At 62.7% G+C, this 13,479-nt stretch carries 22 protein-coding genes; 3 read left to right on the top strand and 19 right to left on the bottom strand.

Features of this window, described 5'->3' with window-relative positions; translation table 11 throughout:
• Window positions 1-156 precede the first annotated feature (156 nt).
• A complete protein-coding gene (locus J2X24_RS14035) occupies window positions 157-1,653 on the top strand; it encodes a serine hydrolase domain-containing protein (RefSeq protein ID WP_209722824.1) in 1,497 nt (498 codons plus the stop codon).
• 4 nt (window positions 1,654-1,657) lie between these two features.
• Here the strand turns inward: J2X24_RS14035 and J2X24_RS14040 are convergent, their stop codons facing one another.
• The 10 genes from J2X24_RS14040 to J2X24_RS14085 form a co-directional block, all read right to left on the bottom strand.
• Entirely contained in the window at window positions 1,658-1,984 is a 327-nt protein-coding gene (locus tag J2X24_RS14040) for a hypothetical protein (protein ID WP_209722827.1), read from the bottom strand.
• Window positions 1,981-2,502 carry a hypothetical protein gene (locus J2X24_RS14045; RefSeq protein ID WP_209722830.1) on the bottom strand — a complete coding sequence of 174 codons (522 nt, stop codon included), beginning with the start codon at window positions 2,500-2,502 and terminating at the stop codon, window positions 1,981-1,983. The genes J2X24_RS14040 and J2X24_RS14045 overlap by 4 nt, the downstream gene beginning before the upstream one ends.
• On the bottom strand, window positions 2,502-2,969 hold the full coding sequence (locus J2X24_RS14050; protein ID WP_209722832.1) for a glycoside hydrolase family 108 protein: 468 nt from the start codon (window positions 2,967-2,969) through the stop codon (window positions 2,502-2,504). Before J2X24_RS14050 ends, J2X24_RS14045 begins: the two co-directional genes overlap by 1 nt.
• Before the next feature lie 17 nt (window positions 2,970-2,986).
• On the bottom strand, window positions 2,987-3,448 hold the full coding sequence (locus tag J2X24_RS14055) for a hypothetical protein (protein ID WP_209722835.1): 462 nt from the start codon (window positions 3,446-3,448) through the stop codon (window positions 2,987-2,989).
• Window positions 3,449-3,571: 123 nt separating this feature from the next.
• On the bottom strand, window positions 3,572-4,351 hold the full coding sequence (locus J2X24_RS14060; protein WP_209722838.1) for a hypothetical protein: 780 nt from the start codon (window positions 4,349-4,351) through the stop codon (window positions 3,572-3,574).
• A complete protein-coding gene (locus J2X24_RS14065; protein WP_209722841.1) occupies window positions 4,348-5,364 on the bottom strand; it encodes a DUF6950 family protein in 1,017 nt (338 codons plus the stop codon). Before J2X24_RS14065 ends, J2X24_RS14060 begins: the two co-directional genes overlap by 4 nt.
• Window positions 5,365-5,568: 204 nt before the next feature.
• Window positions 5,569-5,898: a hypothetical protein gene (locus J2X24_RS14070; RefSeq protein ID WP_209722843.1), complete on the bottom strand. Its 330-nt coding sequence runs from the start codon at window positions 5,896-5,898 to the stop codon at window positions 5,569-5,571.
• A 42-nt stretch (window positions 5,899-5,940) separates the two neighbouring features.
• The gene (locus J2X24_RS14075; RefSeq protein ID WP_209722846.1) at window positions 5,941-6,219 is read right to left on the bottom strand and encodes a hypothetical protein; all 279 of its coding nucleotides are present in this window, start codon (window positions 6,217-6,219) and stop codon (window positions 5,941-5,943) included.
• A gap of 14 nt (window positions 6,220-6,233) precedes the next feature.
• Window positions 6,234-7,991, bottom strand: coding sequence for a phage tail length tape measure family protein (locus tag J2X24_RS14080; RefSeq protein WP_209722849.1), 1,758 nt, complete (start codon window positions 7,989-7,991; stop codon window positions 6,234-6,236).
• Window positions 7,988-8,191, bottom strand: a complete 204-nt coding sequence (locus tag J2X24_RS14085; RefSeq protein ID WP_209722852.1) for a hypothetical protein — start codon at window positions 8,189-8,191, stop codon at window positions 7,988-7,990. The genes J2X24_RS14080 and J2X24_RS14085 overlap by 4 nt, the downstream gene beginning before the upstream one ends.
• A 183-nt stretch (window positions 8,192-8,374) precedes the next feature.
• On the opposite strand from J2X24_RS14085, the gene J2X24_RS14090 reads away from it, so the two are divergent.
• Both J2X24_RS14090 and J2X24_RS14095 read left to right on the top strand, forming a co-directional pair.
• Window positions 8,375-8,575, top strand: a complete 201-nt coding sequence (locus tag J2X24_RS14090; protein WP_209722855.1) for a superinfection immunity protein — start codon at window positions 8,375-8,377, stop codon at window positions 8,573-8,575.
• Window positions 8,575-8,982, top strand: coding sequence for a hypothetical protein (locus tag J2X24_RS14095; RefSeq protein ID WP_209722856.1), 408 nt, complete (start codon window positions 8,575-8,577; stop codon window positions 8,980-8,982). Before J2X24_RS14090 ends, J2X24_RS14095 begins: the two co-directional genes overlap by 1 nt.
• Window positions 8,983-8,989: 7 nt before the next feature.
• On the opposite strand, the gene J2X24_RS14100 is transcribed toward J2X24_RS14095, so the two are convergent.
• The 9 genes from J2X24_RS14100 to J2X24_RS14140 form a co-directional block, all read right to left on the bottom strand.
• Window positions 8,990-9,370 carry a hypothetical protein gene (locus tag J2X24_RS14100; protein WP_209722859.1) on the bottom strand — a complete coding sequence of 127 codons (381 nt, stop codon included), beginning with the start codon at window positions 9,368-9,370 and terminating at the stop codon, window positions 8,990-8,992.
• A gap of 21 nt (window positions 9,371-9,391) precedes the next feature.
• Window positions 9,392-9,775, bottom strand: coding sequence for a hypothetical protein (locus J2X24_RS14105; protein WP_209722862.1), 384 nt, complete (start codon window positions 9,773-9,775; stop codon window positions 9,392-9,394).
• A 46-nt stretch (window positions 9,776-9,821) separates the two neighbouring features.
• Window positions 9,822-10,112, bottom strand: a complete 291-nt coding sequence (locus tag J2X24_RS14110; protein ID WP_209722865.1) for a phage tail assembly chaperone — start codon at window positions 10,110-10,112, stop codon at window positions 9,822-9,824.
• Window positions 10,109-10,546, bottom strand: a complete 438-nt coding sequence (locus tag J2X24_RS14115; RefSeq protein ID WP_209722868.1) for a hypothetical protein — start codon at window positions 10,544-10,546, stop codon at window positions 10,109-10,111. Before J2X24_RS14115 ends, J2X24_RS14110 begins: the two co-directional genes overlap by 4 nt.
• Before the next feature lie 105 nt (window positions 10,547-10,651).
• Window positions 10,652-11,131: a hypothetical protein gene (locus J2X24_RS14120; RefSeq protein WP_209722871.1), complete on the bottom strand. Its 480-nt coding sequence runs from the start codon at window positions 11,129-11,131 to the stop codon at window positions 10,652-10,654.
• Between the two features lie 57 nt (window positions 11,132-11,188).
• Window positions 11,189-12,391: an SGNH/GDSL hydrolase family protein gene (locus J2X24_RS14125; RefSeq protein ID WP_209722873.1), complete on the bottom strand. Its 1,203-nt coding sequence runs from the start codon at window positions 12,389-12,391 to the stop codon at window positions 11,189-11,191.
• Window positions 12,391-12,645, bottom strand: coding sequence for a spike base protein, RCAP_Rcc01079 family (locus J2X24_RS14130; protein ID WP_209722875.1), 255 nt, complete (start codon window positions 12,643-12,645; stop codon window positions 12,391-12,393). The genes J2X24_RS14125 and J2X24_RS14130 overlap by 1 nt, the downstream gene beginning before the upstream one ends.
• 46 nt (window positions 12,646-12,691) lie before the next feature.
• Window positions 12,692-13,120 carry a phage tail terminator-like protein gene (locus J2X24_RS14135; protein WP_209722878.1) on the bottom strand — a complete coding sequence of 143 codons (429 nt, stop codon included), beginning with the start codon at window positions 13,118-13,120 and terminating at the stop codon, window positions 12,692-12,694.
• Window positions 13,121-13,131: 11 nt separating this feature from the next.
• Window positions 13,132-13,479, bottom strand: coding sequence for a hypothetical protein (locus J2X24_RS14140; protein WP_209722881.1), 348 nt, complete (start codon window positions 13,477-13,479; stop codon window positions 13,132-13,134).

The following is a 13,479-nucleotide window of genomic DNA, read 5'->3' on the forward strand; positions in this document are numbered from 1 at the left end:
GAGATCGGCGGAACAGGTCCACCGCTGGCAAACTACATTTGTCGGAATATGCGCTCCTTGCCCACCAGGGCGAGGCGTATCGGCGTTTGATCTCCCGGCTCCCCCTTGACAGCCCAGAAACCGTGTACGAAGATATTCGTAGATAATGAGGTAGGCATGACACAACTGACAAGGCGTGGGGTTATCAGTTTCGTGGGCGCGACCAGTCTTGTCCCCAACCTCGCGCGGGCGAACCCAGCGGCGGCGCTCGAAGGCACCTTGGCCGAACTGCTGCTGCAGGACGGCAAGACCTTGCGCGTCACGCTTGCCGACGCCATGACAGGCTTGAACACCCCTGCCCTCAGCGTCGCGGCCATTTCGCGCTATCAGCTCGACTGGGCGCAGGCCTACGGCGTCACCGGCCCCGGCGAAAGCGCCAAAGCGACAACTGACACCCTTTTCCAGGCCGCCTCGATCTCCAAGCCCGTCGCCGCTACCGGCGCGCTCTATCAGGTGCAGCGCGGACGGCTCGATCTCGACGGCAATGTCAATGACAGGCTCAAAAGCTGGAAGGTGCCCGACAACGCATTTACCGCCACCGAAAAAGTCACCCTGCGCCGGCTAATCTCGCATACGGCGGGCCTGAGCGTGCATGGCTTTCCGGGTTATGCCACCGATGTCCCACGCCCAACCGTGCAACAGATCCTCGACGGCGTGGCGCCCGCCAATACTGATCCCGTGCGCGTCGTCTTCACCCCCGGCAGCCGCCAGCAATATTCCGGCGGCGGCGTCACGGTCGAACAGCTTTTGATGACTGACGTGACAGGCCGCGACTTCCCTGCCCTGATGCAGGAAACCGTCCTCGGTCCGCTGGGGATGAAGTCATCGACCTATGAACAGCCCCTCTCCAACGCACGTACGGCGCTGGCGGCCGCCGGCACCCGAATGGACGGCAAGCCAGTGGGCGGCCGCTGGCACATCTATCCGGAAATGGCGGCGGCGGGCCTGTGGACGACGCCATCCGACCTCGCCCACTTCGCCATCGCTACGGCTAAGGCACGTCTCGGCCAGGCCAATCCCGTCCTGTCAAAAGCGACCATGGCCGAGATGTTCCGCCCCGTCCCCAATGGCGACATACTGGGCTTTTTCAGCCATTCCAAAAACCCCGGCAGCTTCGAACACAGCGGCTCCAATGCCGGCTTCCGCTCGCTGCTGATCATGAACGGCGATACCGGCGACGGCGTGGCCGTGATGACCAATTCCGACGGTGGCGCATTGGTTCAGGACCTGATCATGCGCCGCGTCGGCCAACTCTACAACTGGAAGCACGACTTCGGCGGTCCGGCCCGCGCCATCCCCTTGGTGGCCATCCTTCACGGCGCCGACCTGGCGCTCAGCCACTTCGAAGCGGTGCGCGCCTCGGCCTTCGAATATGACCTCAATATGGGCGGCTACGCGCTGATGTCCGCCGGCCGCATCGCAGAAGCCATCCGCCTGTTCCGCCGCAATGCCGAGGCCTACCCGCAGTCGGCCAACGTCTATGACAGCCTGGCTGAAGCCTATGAAGCCGCGGGCGACAAGGCCAATGCGATCGCCAACTACCGCCTGTCATTGGAACGCGACCCGAACAACGGCCATGCCAGTGAGCGCCTTAAGGCTCTGGGACAGGGCTAAACTCTTAGTCCTTATCGACCTTCTGATCGAGCTTATCGAAGACCTTCTCGAACTTGGCCGACATGTTGCGCCCCAGCTCATCGATCTTGCGTTCGGTATTCTGCTGGTAGTTCTCGACCTGGCTTTGCGTGTTCTCGTCGAACTTGGCCAGGGCCGCGACCGAACTCGTCAACTTGTCATTGAAATGGTCGATGCGCTCATTTGCGAGGTTGATCCGCCCTTCCTGGCGCATCGCCCAGATGATCACACCCGCCCAGGTGACGAGCACGCTGAAACCCACGGCGATCAGCGACACGATGACGGCGGGCGTCAGGCCCGACATGGTGCTCATGCGCTTTTCCCCGCCGCTTGGGCCAACAAATTCGTCTTCGCCTGGCCGCCCGAGGTCGAGCCGAACCAGAAGTTCAGCACCTGTGTAAATGCGGTGCCTAACGCTCCCAGCATCAGCCACGCCGCCTGGTCCGTGCCGCTCGTCCGCGCCCAGCCGGACAGCACAAAGAACAGCGCCGCGAAGAAACCCGTCACCACAAAAGCCGACAGCGCCATCTGCGGCCAGTGATTGACGCGGAACAGCTCGCGCGCACTGCCGCGGTCCCGCACCTCCAGCTCGAAGACATTGACGCCCAGTTGCGCCATGCGCGCCTTGAAATCGAACTCGGCGGACTTGATGGCCGCCAGCACCTCGGGCGACGCCCCGACAATGGCGTTGGCCAGTTCGTCGTCTGAACCTGCTGCCTTGCCCAGCACGGCACTGGAGATGGCCGTCACTGCCGCCCCGGCCAATGGCCCGCCAAGCCCGGCCGCGATCGTCGGCGCCACGCTTTTCAGTATGTTTTTCCAATCCGACATCACGCCCTCATCAGGTTTTCGGCGATGCGCTGCGCCCAGCCGCGCCCAAAGGTCGGCCATTCGGCCAGGTTGTTCAGAAAATCGAGCCTGTGCCCGTTGAACCGCGCCTTCAGCCCTTCCGGATCGGCATCGCGCAATGCCTTGAGCGTCACAGGACCGATCTCGCCGTCATCATCGACCTTGACCGCCAGTTGCAACAGGCGCACCGCCCGGCTCAGGCCCGAATTGACCGCCGTATCGAACAGATCAAAGCGCATCGCTTCCGGCACGCGCTCGCAGCCCGACCGGATCCAGTAGTCGCGATAATAGATGGCCCGCGCCCGCTCAATCGTCAGATTACGAATATCCTCAAAGGGATAGGCGCGCTTACTGATGCCGAACTTCGTCTCCCCACCCGGGTCGCGCGCATCGTTGACATAGCCGCCCTCATGGCCGATCAATAGCTTGAACGCCTCGTCAAAAGTCATTGTTATATCCTTGAAATTTAAAGCGCGCGCAGTCCCGCACGCGCCAGATTGAGCGCCGCCAGCGTCGCCTCGGCCTTTTTTGCCGTCCAGCCGGCGCCCTGTCCCACCAGCATCATCGACAGCGGAAGGCTGAGATACTTGTCCTGCGCGCGGAAGGCGTAGAGGGCCTGGATGCCGTTATAGGTGCCCGCCAGCCCCGGGAACACGTCCAGACCCCTGTCCCGGTCCATCAGGATATCGTCGTCGCGGAAGACCGGCTGCAACACGCCCGCGTCATCGGCGATGAACTGGAGCGGCAGGCCGGGGCCGCCGACGCGGATCTTCCACACGCCGCCAATCTCGACCTGCTGCGCCTGGCACGCGGTCTCCAGCGCCTCCATGACGTCGGCCGGCTCGTCCGACAGCGATATCTCAAGGCCGGCGGTAAAGCGCTTCTCCGTGCCGCCGGCGATGGCGACCGGTTCATCGCAGTCGTTCATCGCCGCCACCCAGTTGTCGAGCGGCAGGTCCTCGGCCGCCGCCTCGCCACCATAGACGCCGCCGTCCGGCAGCCGGATGCCGCGATGCAGTTGTAGATCATGACGACCGGGTTCGGTCGTCAGCTAGGTCGCCGGGTTTTCCCAGCTCTGCGCTGGGTCACGCGGATCGTAAAGCGGGATGCCCGTCTCTTCGAAGCGCACTGTCGGCGGGCTGTTCAGCACCTCGCGATTGTAGCGGAAGACCAGGACCGCATAGGGACGGCCACGGCCGACGGCGGTGTGCTCCCACGGACGGTCGGGATCACCGCCGAATTTGGCGGTCAGCAGCGGGTCCGCCGTGACCTGGGTGCCGTCATAGGCGTTGATCCAGGCATTGCCGTCATAGATGCCCTTGATTGCATGGCCATAGACGCTCGAACCGCCGATCAGGCTCTGGCCCGGGACGACCACGGCGTAATCGTCGTTGAGGATCAGCCGCGACATCCGCTGGCGCGGGATACAGCCGCGCGCGATGACATAGGGCAGGTACGCATTGAGCGTCTTCCCGTCCGTGCCATAGGTGTTGAGCGGCATGACCAACTGCCCCGCAGTGGCGAAACGGCCAAGGACGAAGGTCTGCGACACGGCGCCGCCGGTCGAGGTCTGAGTCTTGATGCCGGCCGCCCGCGCCTTGGGCTTCTTGCTCAGCGCCTGCGACAGCAGCGACATGCCGACCGACCGAAGCAGGAAGGTCGTCGCGCTGTGGATAGCGAAAGCGACGCTCATTCCGGCGCCGAACACGGTGGTCGCGATTCCGGAAACCCAGGTCGCGACCGCCGCCGTCACCGGATCGGCGTGCGCCACACCGGCCCCGACAAGACAGTTGACGGCGACCAGCGCCAGGATCAGTTTGAGTTTTTTCATACCCGGAATGCCCGCTTGAGTTTGCGGCGCGGCTGGATACCCAGCCCGCTTTCGGTCAGTACATAGACACCCTCGCCCGGGACGATGCCCAGCGCGCCGAAGCCATCGGCGCCGTCCACGACGCCGATATCGCCCCTCAGCGCGTAGGCCGGCAGGACTTCCTCGAACATCGACGCCACGCAGGCGACGTGATCGGCGTGGCCGGCGCGTCTCAGCCGGGCGATGCCGCCCCTGATCGTCCGGTATCTCCCGCGCCATTCCGCCGCCGGATCGGTGCCGGTCATGGCTTCGACGCACGCCGCCATGAACAGCGCACAGTCGTGATGACCGGCCTTGAACGGCCTGCGCGCCGCCCGCCCCAGGCATCGACCAGGCGCGGCTCCCAGTCCGCCAGCCGCTTCAGTGTGTCGCCGCTCATGACCGTCCCTTGGCGACGCGCTTTTAGCCCCAGTACAGATCGACGGCGCCCGACACGGCGACGTGGCGGAAGAAACTGTCGTCGCGATGAACCAGCCTCTGGCTGGCGTCGCTGAACTCTGCGTCAACGGCCGGGTCAGGGCGCGCGACACGCTGGCCAGGGAAAGAGTACAGGTGACCGTGCCGCCGCTTTGCTCCCAGCGGATTTCGTCGATCCAGCCCTTGAAGACGCGCTCAGGAACGGGAAGGTCCGGATCATCCGACAGGATCTGCTCGCCTGTCAGCGGATCGAACTCGGCACGATGGATCTCGACCGGCGCCAGGCGGGCGTCATACCCCCTGGCGGCGCGCTGGACCTCGGGCGACAGGCCGGACAGGATCACGGTGCGCGTGCGCACCTTGATACCGATATCGGCGACCGTTTCGCCGAGATCCAGCGCATTGCCCGCGCCATAATAGGCTCGCGCCTGAAAGACCGGCCCATCCTCTCCGACCTCCCCGGTAGGAATGTCGAACATCTGGTGATCGTCGCCGGTCCAGAAGCCGATGGTCTGCTCGACGGGCTCGGCGTCACGGCTCCGCGCTCGGATCCACAACAGGCCATGCGCGAGGGTTCCGCCGCGCGCCTACCGGGCGGCGATGATGAAAGGGGGCAGATTTTTCATTGGGTTACACCAATATCCTGATACGGTTTGGCAGCTAGAGCGATATGCCAAAAAGTGTGCAGCGGTTTTGGCTGAATATCGCGACAAAACAAAAACCTGGAGCATGATGACGGTTCGACCTAAACGCATCATGCTCTAGCGCAGCGTCTGGCGCCACTTGAAGCCGATACCGGTGATGTACTGGCCGCGGCGGTGCCGCGCGACGCCGTTCCCGGGATAAGGACGGCCTTGCACGCCGGCCGGACAAGGGTTCACCGGCCTGTTGGCCAGGGCGCCCAGGCGGACAAAGCCCGATACCTCGACGGTCACCTCACCGTCTTCGTTGGCGGTGCCCCCGGATGCCAGGTCGTGCAGGGCATGGCGCTCGGGCTCGGCGCCATAGCTGAAGCCGAGATAGTCGCCCGGCGACAACACATAGCCCACGGGCAGGCCCTTCAGCGTCAGTTCGCTGCGGCTCGGCGCCACCTTGATCTGCGGTGCGGCGCCCCCAGGATCGCCCCGCTTGGATCAAGTCCGGGCCCCGGCTTGGCCATATTGTAGATGAAGAAGGACCGCCCGGCCTGGCGCAGGGCCGATATCCTGGCCGAAACGGCCTCGGCTTCCCCATAGGGCATGGGCGCTAGTTGGACGTCCGGTCCACAGCCTTGCCCCAAGGTCGGCGGTCAGGATTTCCCCGGCGCCGGTCGTGCCGGTAGCTACCAGGCTTTCCGGCAGGTCGAAGCTCATCGACTGTATCTTAAGTCCGCCGAAGAAATCACTGATACTCAATGGGAAATTCAAAGCCATCTGAGACCCTTTACCTATCGCCGTCTTGGATCATTGCCGATGGCGGCCACGCGCTGCGGCATGCCGGCGTCGTACTGGCTTAAGCCCGCCTGGACGGCGCGCATCGAACTGTCGCGGACATAGGCCCTGATCTTGCCGTCATCATCAACGCTGACACTGACCGCCACCTGTACGGCCTGCCCCCGCCGCCGGCCTTTGGTATGGTCGATAACGGTCTCACGCGGGTGCATGACGGCCAGAAAGCCGCCCTTGCCGTCGACACCGCCGCTGCGCGACCCGTCGCCTGTGTAGCCGCCGCCGTCCCAACTGAACAAACTGCTGAAGCCGCTAAAGATCGTCGACCAGACATTGCCCCCTCCGCCAGCAGCGCTCGCCGAACCCGTGCTTCCGGTCCTGCCGATGTTTCCCATCGAGGCAAAAATGTCCTTGATGCCTTGGGTGACGTAAGAAGCTGCGATTTGCCGGAACGTGTTCGACAAGGCGTCGCCAAGGTCCTGGCCGCTCGCTATGGCCTGGCCGAAGCTCTTGGCGATATCCTCCGCCAACGCTGACAACTCGCTGCGGGCAGGCGCCACGATCGAAGGTATATTGGCCATGGTGTCGGTGAGCACAGCTTCGACCTCCTTGGCATCGATGGCCAGTTGGGTGATAGGTCCTTCGGCTTCGATATCGGGCTGCTTGACGATCTCGAAGGCCTTGGCGCGCTTGGCCTCGTCATTGACGCACTTACACGCCGTCTGGCGAGCGACCTCGGCAACCGGCCGGATTCTTGCCGCCGCGCTGTAGGTTCCACTGAGTTCGGCGACCTGTCTGTTATAGGCGACCACTGCCCGCTTGTGATCCTCCGGTGTCATAGTGTGCTGCGCAAAGTCGGCCTCCACGCGCTCCAGATAGCCATCTAGCTGCTTGCGTCTGTCATCGTTTGGCAGCAAGGCGTCGAGGGCGTCGTCGCCAGCGAGATCGATTGTGTTCTTGATATCCTTCTCTTCTCTCTTCCGAGCGTCGTCCATGCGTTCCTGTTCCCGCCAGAACGCAAAGTAGGATTGCTCAAAAGAAACGGCCGTGTTGAACCCCTGCCCCCCAGCACCGGTATGGCGCCCTTTATATTTTTTGTAATTATCAATGACGGCCCGGTCGGACATCGGCGTACCGAGCGGCTCGAACATCATCGAGAATTTTTTCCCTTGCTGCTCCCAGTAGTTTTTCCAGGCCAGCGCTCCGGCATCGAGAAGTTTTGTGAGGTGGGATACGCGCTCTTCGGTGCCTCTGATCTGAGGGATTACCTTACCGAGCATCGTGGCTTGTGCCTCCGTCATCTTGTTGGCCCGGGCTAGGGACACAATGTATTCGCGCGTCTCTCCATCGATCCCGCCGACACGATCAATCATGGTTTCCACTCCCTTTACGGGGTCGGAAAATGACTCAGCCAGTTCCTGGTTGGCGGTGAGCATATCCTGTCCAGTCACCAAGGCATATTGCTTCGATATGTCGATGAGTTTTCCGATGACATCGGTGTTGGATATGCCAGCTCTGATATAGACCGCTTCCTGTTCAAGTGCGGCCGTAATCGATATATTAGCGGCGCGGGCATGTTCTTCGGCAAGCTGACTCATCATATTCGCCGTCGCACCTGTCTGCGCGCCAATCCCACTAAGACTAAGCGCGACCTGATCCTGGGCTAGAATATACTTGTAACTTACATCAATTCCGGCCTTCACAGCGTTGGTCAGCATATCCAGCGCACCACTGGCGAGCGACGCCGGTTCGATCATTCCCCTAAGGCTTCTGCAGCCGCTTCGTGAGTGGTTCCCGCTTTTTTCGCAGCTGCCTCGGCGGATGCCGTGGCGCCTTCAAGGGCACTTGTAGCCTTTCCGGAGCCTAAGGCGCTGGCCGTCAATTGATCGAGCGCGATTTTGGCGCGATCTGCGCCGTCCATTTTGACCTTTAGACTCAGTACGGCGATATCAGTCACAGGGCCTCCGCAGATATATGGTCGCGGCATTTCCGCGGATCATCTTACAAGCCCGCCGCCTGAAGACGCAGGTTCGTAGGAATCATAAATGGACGCCACCCGCCGCTTGCCTCAGCCACGTGAACCGTGCGACAACCTTTACGGCAGTGCACAGGGGAGCAACGGGTGTTTGAAACGATTTTTATGCCGCTCACATTTATCGTTGGGCTGGCGGTCTACTTCGTGCCGACCATTGTGGCAGGCTTCCGCAACCACACCCAGACGGTGGCGATATTCGCGCTCAACCTGTTTCTGGGGTGGAGCCTGCTCGGCTGGGTCGGCGCTCTTGTATGGGCGCTGCTGAAGCCCAACCTGACCCCAGGCGCGGCACTGAGGAATAGGTGATGGTATACAGAGCTGTTTTAACTCTGGCTTCGATCGCAGGTGCGTTGTCCTTTTCGACGGCCTGCGCCCCTGCCATCAATGAACCGCACAAGCCATCGGTTCTTGAATTCGAAAATACCGTTCGCCAGACCCTCAGGGACCCAGACAGCGCCAAGTTCCGGGACAACTATGTGTACCCGCAGCCCGACGGTTCATTTGTCGCCTGCGGATCGGTGAACGCCAAAAACGGCTACGGCGGATACACTGGGTATCGCCGGTTTATCGCCACTCGGGAAGTGGCTCTGTTCGATGGCGGCACGGCATTGAACGTCGCCAATTTCGACCTGGACTGGATGTCTCGCTGTCGTGACAATACACCACCGTCGTACAGCAACGCTTCCGGTTCGCCCTTCCACTCATACAAATAGACCCGGATCAATATCCCCTGGCCATACACCTGTCATAGTTATCTTGCCAGGATTCGAGCTTCCTTTTGTCTAGCTGTTCGAAGTCACTTCCGACGATTACCTCAGGCTTCAGTTCAACCCCGCCAATCCTCCGCCAATAGAAGGGCTGAAACCCGGTATATCCGCCACGGTCATTGGTGATGCTGATCTCGCCGCAAACATCGTAACCGTAACCCTTCAAGTTCTGAAACTCGGCGGATGCCCGTTCCGGCAGACTGGCAACGATCAGCCGTTTCGCCTCGGCCTTTACCCGCATGGCCGTCCACAGATGGGCGGTAAACCAGTAACCGACCGCCAGGGCCACCAACACGGCCACCCCGCCGGCGATATAAAGATTGCGCTTTGTCACGATAGTAACTCCTGCTGTGGCTCAATACCCTTCGGCCATACAGGAGGAATACCTATCCTGCCAAAACGCGAGGTCGCTCCTTTGCGAACTTTCCTCGTCGCTTCCCGCCTCAACCTTGGGCATCAGTTCGACCCCGCCGACCTTCTGCCAGATGAACGGCTCGAATCCGGTATATCCACCCCGACCATTGGCAATGCTGATTTGGCCGCATACCGTAAAGCTGGTGTACGCCTTCAGATCCTGAAATTCGACAGCTGTCTTCTCCGGCAGACTGGCTACGATAAGCCGTTTCGCCTCGGACTTGACCCGCATGGCCGTCCACAGATGCGCAGTAAACCAGTAACCGACCGCCAGGGCCAGGAACGCGGCCAAACCGCCGGCGATATACATATTACGCTTTGACATGGACGCCTCCCTCTCAGCGCCAACTAACCCGCTGCAAAGCCCCAAGTCAACCTTCCCGTGTCCTGACCGCCTCCATCCAGGCGCAGTCCATCGCCTGGATCAGCCGGTTGAACGGATCGAAGTCGTCCGGCCCATCCAGCCCGTACATCGTCGCATATCGCGCAATGGCCGAAAACGGGATCGGCGCCGCCCCGAACCCCACCGGCCGGTCCCCCATCAGGGCGAAGAAGGCGTCGATCATCCATTCCGCCCCCGGCAGCATCACCGGCGGCGCGATCTCCGCCGGCGGCTCACGGCCGTGGTCAACGAACCAGGCGTAGGCCTCCAGGTGTTTCATGCGCCACTGGATGGCGCTCCGGAGTTTTTTTCCAGCGCCGCCTGCACGCCGGTATTGTTGCGGTCGACGCTGTGCGCCGCCCAGGTGACCCAGTCGGCGAATTCCTCGTAATCCGGATCGAGCAGGAACTGCTCCGCCGTCTTCTTGGCGTAAGGCAAAGGCTCGCCGCCCGAAGTCAGCCCCTCCCAGTCGATCAGAACGACCTCAAGCAGGGTCTCGCACAGGATGCGGCGCAACGCCTCGCTATTCAGCATGCCGTCCGCGTCGCGGTCGCTATCGGGCGCCGCCCGCTCCCGCTTGGCGCGAAAGGCGCGCGCGGCGGCGCACGTCAACCCGCGTACCCTCAGGCGCGCGTCGCTCAGGCCCGGGATACCATCCACCCACTGGCCGGCGGCGATCACCGCGCTGTTCTTTTTAATCGATTGAATATCCATGGAAATGTCCTCTGTCGGAAAGGTTCGGGGAGAGCGCCGACATCACCCTCCCCTGGCCGCCGCCCGAAGGCGGCGGTTCTCTTACCGGTGCCGGACCGGATTGCCTTAGGCGTCGTCGGCCGGGACCTCGACGATGTTCGAGTTCGGAGCGATGTTGAAGGTGATCATCGACGCTGTATTGGCCTCGCCGCCCTGATCCGTCTTGGACAGGACCAGGCCGATGAAATAGAGGGTCGTCGGCGTCCCCCCCGGAGGCGCGTCGTCCTTGACCAGCTTGAATGCATAGTTGGACTGGCTGTCGGCGGCGGCCTTCAACGCCAGCTGGCCGGGATCGGTGGCGATGGCGGCGAAGCGGTGCTCGCCGGCCGGCGACCGGCGCGTGCCCTTTTGCACCACGGTGCGGCCGCGATTGATCAGGTCGGTGGCGATTTCCGCCGACTGGTCACCTAAAGCCGGACGGCTGGCATAGCCGTCGACCAGCACCCAGGTCTGCGACGTGAAGTCGGCCGCGACATGGTCGGCCGCCTTGTCGTTAAGCACCCCGCCGATATACAGTTTCTCACCGGCTACTTTTTGAAGCGCCATATCAGTATCCTTTCGATGAAGGGTTAGGATTGCGCCGCAGCGCGTTGAAAAATCGAATTATCCAGTCACGCAGGCATAGGGCGCCCAGAGCCGGATGCGAAAATCGACCGGGCCGGTGGCCAGCCGGGCGTAGAAGCCGAACGACTGAAAGTTGCTCGCGCTGGTTCGCTTCATCGGCGGCACGCGGACAAACCCCGAAAACCGCCCGCCCATGTCGCCAAGGCTGGCAGCGGCGTGGTCCTTCCGGAAGGCATAAGTGTCGCCGATCAAAACCGTCCACCCGTTCACACCCACCGCGTCACCGGTCCCGGCGGCGTTGGCGATGTCGATGAACATGCCGCCCTCCACCCACTGCCCTTCCTGCACCGGCAATTCGTAGGCGGTCTGGCGTGACAGCCTGAGATCGACGCTGTTATTGCTGGCCGCGCCGCTGCCCAGCAACTCGACGGTTCTGACGCCTCCGATGTCCAGGACCGAAGCCTTCACCGTCGCGCCGGTGTCGTTGAGCAGGCTCCAGTTGGTCGGAACCACGCTGTCGGCTGTAAAGCCGGTCGTGAACGGCGATGCCCCGGAAAAGGCCGCATTGGTCAGCGCGTTGGCCGACGGCATCAAAGCGACGTGGTTCGACGCCAGGAACGACATGGCCGCCACGATATTGCCGGCGATGACGCGCGCCCCTGCCGCCGTGGGATAGACCCCGCCCGACTGGATCAGCGCAGGCTGAGCGGCGGGCACGAAGTTGACGTCGTGATTGACGACCGTCAGCCGCTTTCCGCTCAAGGCTGCCAGCCAGGCGTTGAACCCGGTCCGCGTCGCTTCGTGGGTCGCGTTCGTCCCCACGGCATCGGTCGCCTTAAGCACGCACGACCAGATGACATGGACATTGGCGGCATTATAGGCGTCAATGATCGCCTCCGCCTGCGTCTTCATGCTCTCCAGGCCGCTGGTCAGGCTATGGCGTCCGGCGTGAATGACGATGTGGGTCAGGGCCGGATACTTGCCCAGCACGCCCGGCACATCGCTAAGGACCTGCTGGAGCGTGTGGCTGTTCGCCCCCTCGGTGCCGGGCGCCGTGTTCGGCGGAAAGGTCATCCTGCCATTCGACAACGCGCCCATCCAGGCCGCCAGGCTGCGGCCATCGACCTGCGCCGCGACATTGTCGCCTTCGACGACAAAGACTGCGCCCGGCGCGATCGGCAGCCCCGGAAGGTTGCCCGCCCTGCGCTGCGGCAGGCTCATGCCGAGACCTAAGGACAGCATCAGTACATCGCCCAGATATCGGTCGCCGTGCCGCCGGTGAGCACCCGGACGCACATGATCGGGTTCACGCCCTGGATCAGCGGCACGCCCGTGCGGACGACGCCGGCGGCGGTCCGGATATTGGCGGTCCCGGCCGTGCCGACCCACAGCCCACGGCAGATGCCGCCGACAAAATCCTGGTCGTCGTTCTTGGTAACGGGCACGATGTCGCTCGCCGCGGCGGTGCGCAGCAGTTCATTGGCGTTCAGGGGCATTTCAAAAACCTCAGGAAAAGGCCAAACTTCAAGAAAAGGCCAAACTTCAAGAAAAGGATTGCCAGCGGATGGAAACGGGTACGCGCCAGTAGGCGTCATCCCGGTAGGGGTCGACGACGCGCGGGCTTGCCTCGATACGCACCATCACGCCCTCGAAATAGAGCTTCAGATCCTTGGGAAAGTGCGCGGCGAGTCCTCCGCCCTGCTCCTTCAGGTATTCGCGCGTGCGCTTCAGATGGATCGGCACCATCAGGGTAACGGTCAGGATACCGCCCCGGTCATCGACGTCATCGCTTCCCAGCGTGATGCGCTCCGGCGCGCTGTCGATATTGGCGGTCTCGACATAGGCCAGCGGCCCCGTCGCATCCGCCGGCCGCTCAAACTCAGGATCTTTGATATCGAGCGGATAGTCGCCCGGCAGGCTGAGGACACGCTGGCGCAGGGCCATCCATATCCGCGTCTCGGTGGCAGGCATGAAGCCTCCTGTTATTTCTGGATATTGCGGACGGCCTGTTCCACGATGCGCGGCCATCGCCTGGCGACCAGCCCGACGAAGTTTCGTCCTGGCTGGCTGTGCTTGCGGCCGTCACTGTCCATGACGGTAAAACCATAGTTGAGCGCCTTCGCCTTTTCCGAACCGAAGCTCAGCGACGCGCCTCCGGCGTCCTCTTGGTGCGCCAGTGATCCCCTGACAGCTTCAGCGTCCTCGCCATCTCCAAGGTGCGCCCCGGCCTCCTCGGCGGCGATGCGCACAGCTTCGCGCAGGACGGCGTCCGCCATCTTTTCGGCCGACCGGCGCCAGGCGTCGACCTCGGCGGCAAAATCGCGCGCCAT

The organism is Asticcacaulis solisilvae (genome assembly GCF_017875235.1).
In the GTDB taxonomy this organism is placed as follows: Bacteria; Pseudomonadota; Alphaproteobacteria; order Caulobacterales; family Caulobacteraceae; genus Asticcacaulis; species Asticcacaulis solisilvae_A.

Bases quoted from the DNA above. Each gene is read 5' to 3' on its own strand.
- J2X24_RS14035 (WP_209722824.1), top strand. From the start codon at position 157: ATGACACAACTGACAAGGCGTGGGGTTATCAGTTTCGTGGGCGCGACC.
- J2X24_RS14040 (WP_209722827.1), bottom strand. From the start codon at position 1,984: ATGAGCACCATGTCGGGCCTGACGCCCGCCGTCATCGTGTCGCTGATC.
- J2X24_RS14045 (WP_209722830.1), bottom strand. From the start codon at position 2,502: ATGTCGGATTGGAAAAACATACTGAAAAGCGTGGCGCCGACGATCGCG.
- J2X24_RS14050 (WP_209722832.1), bottom strand. From the start codon at position 2,969: ATGACTTTTGACGAGGCGTTCAAGCTATTGATCGGCCATGAGGGCGGC.
- J2X24_RS14055 (WP_209722835.1), bottom strand. From the start codon at position 3,448: ATGAACGACTGCGATGAACCGGTCGCCATCGCCGGCGGCACGGAGAAG.
- J2X24_RS14060 (WP_209722838.1), bottom strand. From the start codon at position 4,351: ATGAAAAAACTCAAACTGATCCTGGCGCTGGTCGCCGTCAACTGTCTT.
- J2X24_RS14075 (WP_209722846.1), bottom strand. From the start codon at position 6,219: ATGGCTTTGAATTTCCCATTGAGTATCAGTGATTTCTTCGGCGGACTT.
- J2X24_RS14080 (WP_209722849.1), bottom strand. From the start codon at position 7,991: ATGATCGAACCGGCGTCGCTCGCCAGTGGTGCGCTGGATATGCTGACC.
- J2X24_RS14090 (WP_209722855.1), top strand. From the start codon at position 8,375: ATGCCGCTCACATTTATCGTTGGGCTGGCGGTCTACTTCGTGCCGACC.
- J2X24_RS14095 (WP_209722856.1), top strand. From the start codon at position 8,575: ATGGTATACAGAGCTGTTTTAACTCTGGCTTCGATCGCAGGTGCGTTG.
- J2X24_RS14105 (WP_209722862.1), bottom strand. From the start codon at position 9,775: ATGTCAAAGCGTAATATGTATATCGCCGGCGGTTTGGCCGCGTTCCTG.
- J2X24_RS14110 (WP_209722865.1), bottom strand. From the start codon at position 10,112: ATGAAACACCTGGAGGCCTACGCCTGGTTCGTTGACCACGGCCGTGAG.
- J2X24_RS14115 (WP_209722868.1), bottom strand. From the start codon at position 10,546: ATGGATATTCAATCGATTAAAAAGAACAGCGCGGTGATCGCCGCCGGC.
- J2X24_RS14120 (WP_209722871.1), bottom strand. From the start codon at position 11,131: ATGGCGCTTCAAAAAGTAGCCGGTGAGAAACTGTATATCGGCGGGGTG.
- J2X24_RS14125 (WP_209722873.1), bottom strand. From the start codon at position 12,391: ATGCTGTCCTTAGGTCTCGGCATGAGCCTGCCGCAGCGCAGGGCGGGC.
- J2X24_RS14130 (WP_209722875.1), bottom strand. From the start codon at position 12,645: ATGCCCCTGAACGCCAATGAACTGCTGCGCACCGCCGCGGCGAGCGAC.
- J2X24_RS14135 (WP_209722878.1), bottom strand. From the start codon at position 13,120: ATGCCTGCCACCGAGACGCGGATATGGATGGCCCTGCGCCAGCGTGTC.
- J2X24_RS14140 (WP_209722881.1), bottom strand. From the start codon at position 13,479: ATGGCGCGCGATTTTGCCGCCGAGGTCGACGCCTGGCGCCGGTCGGCC.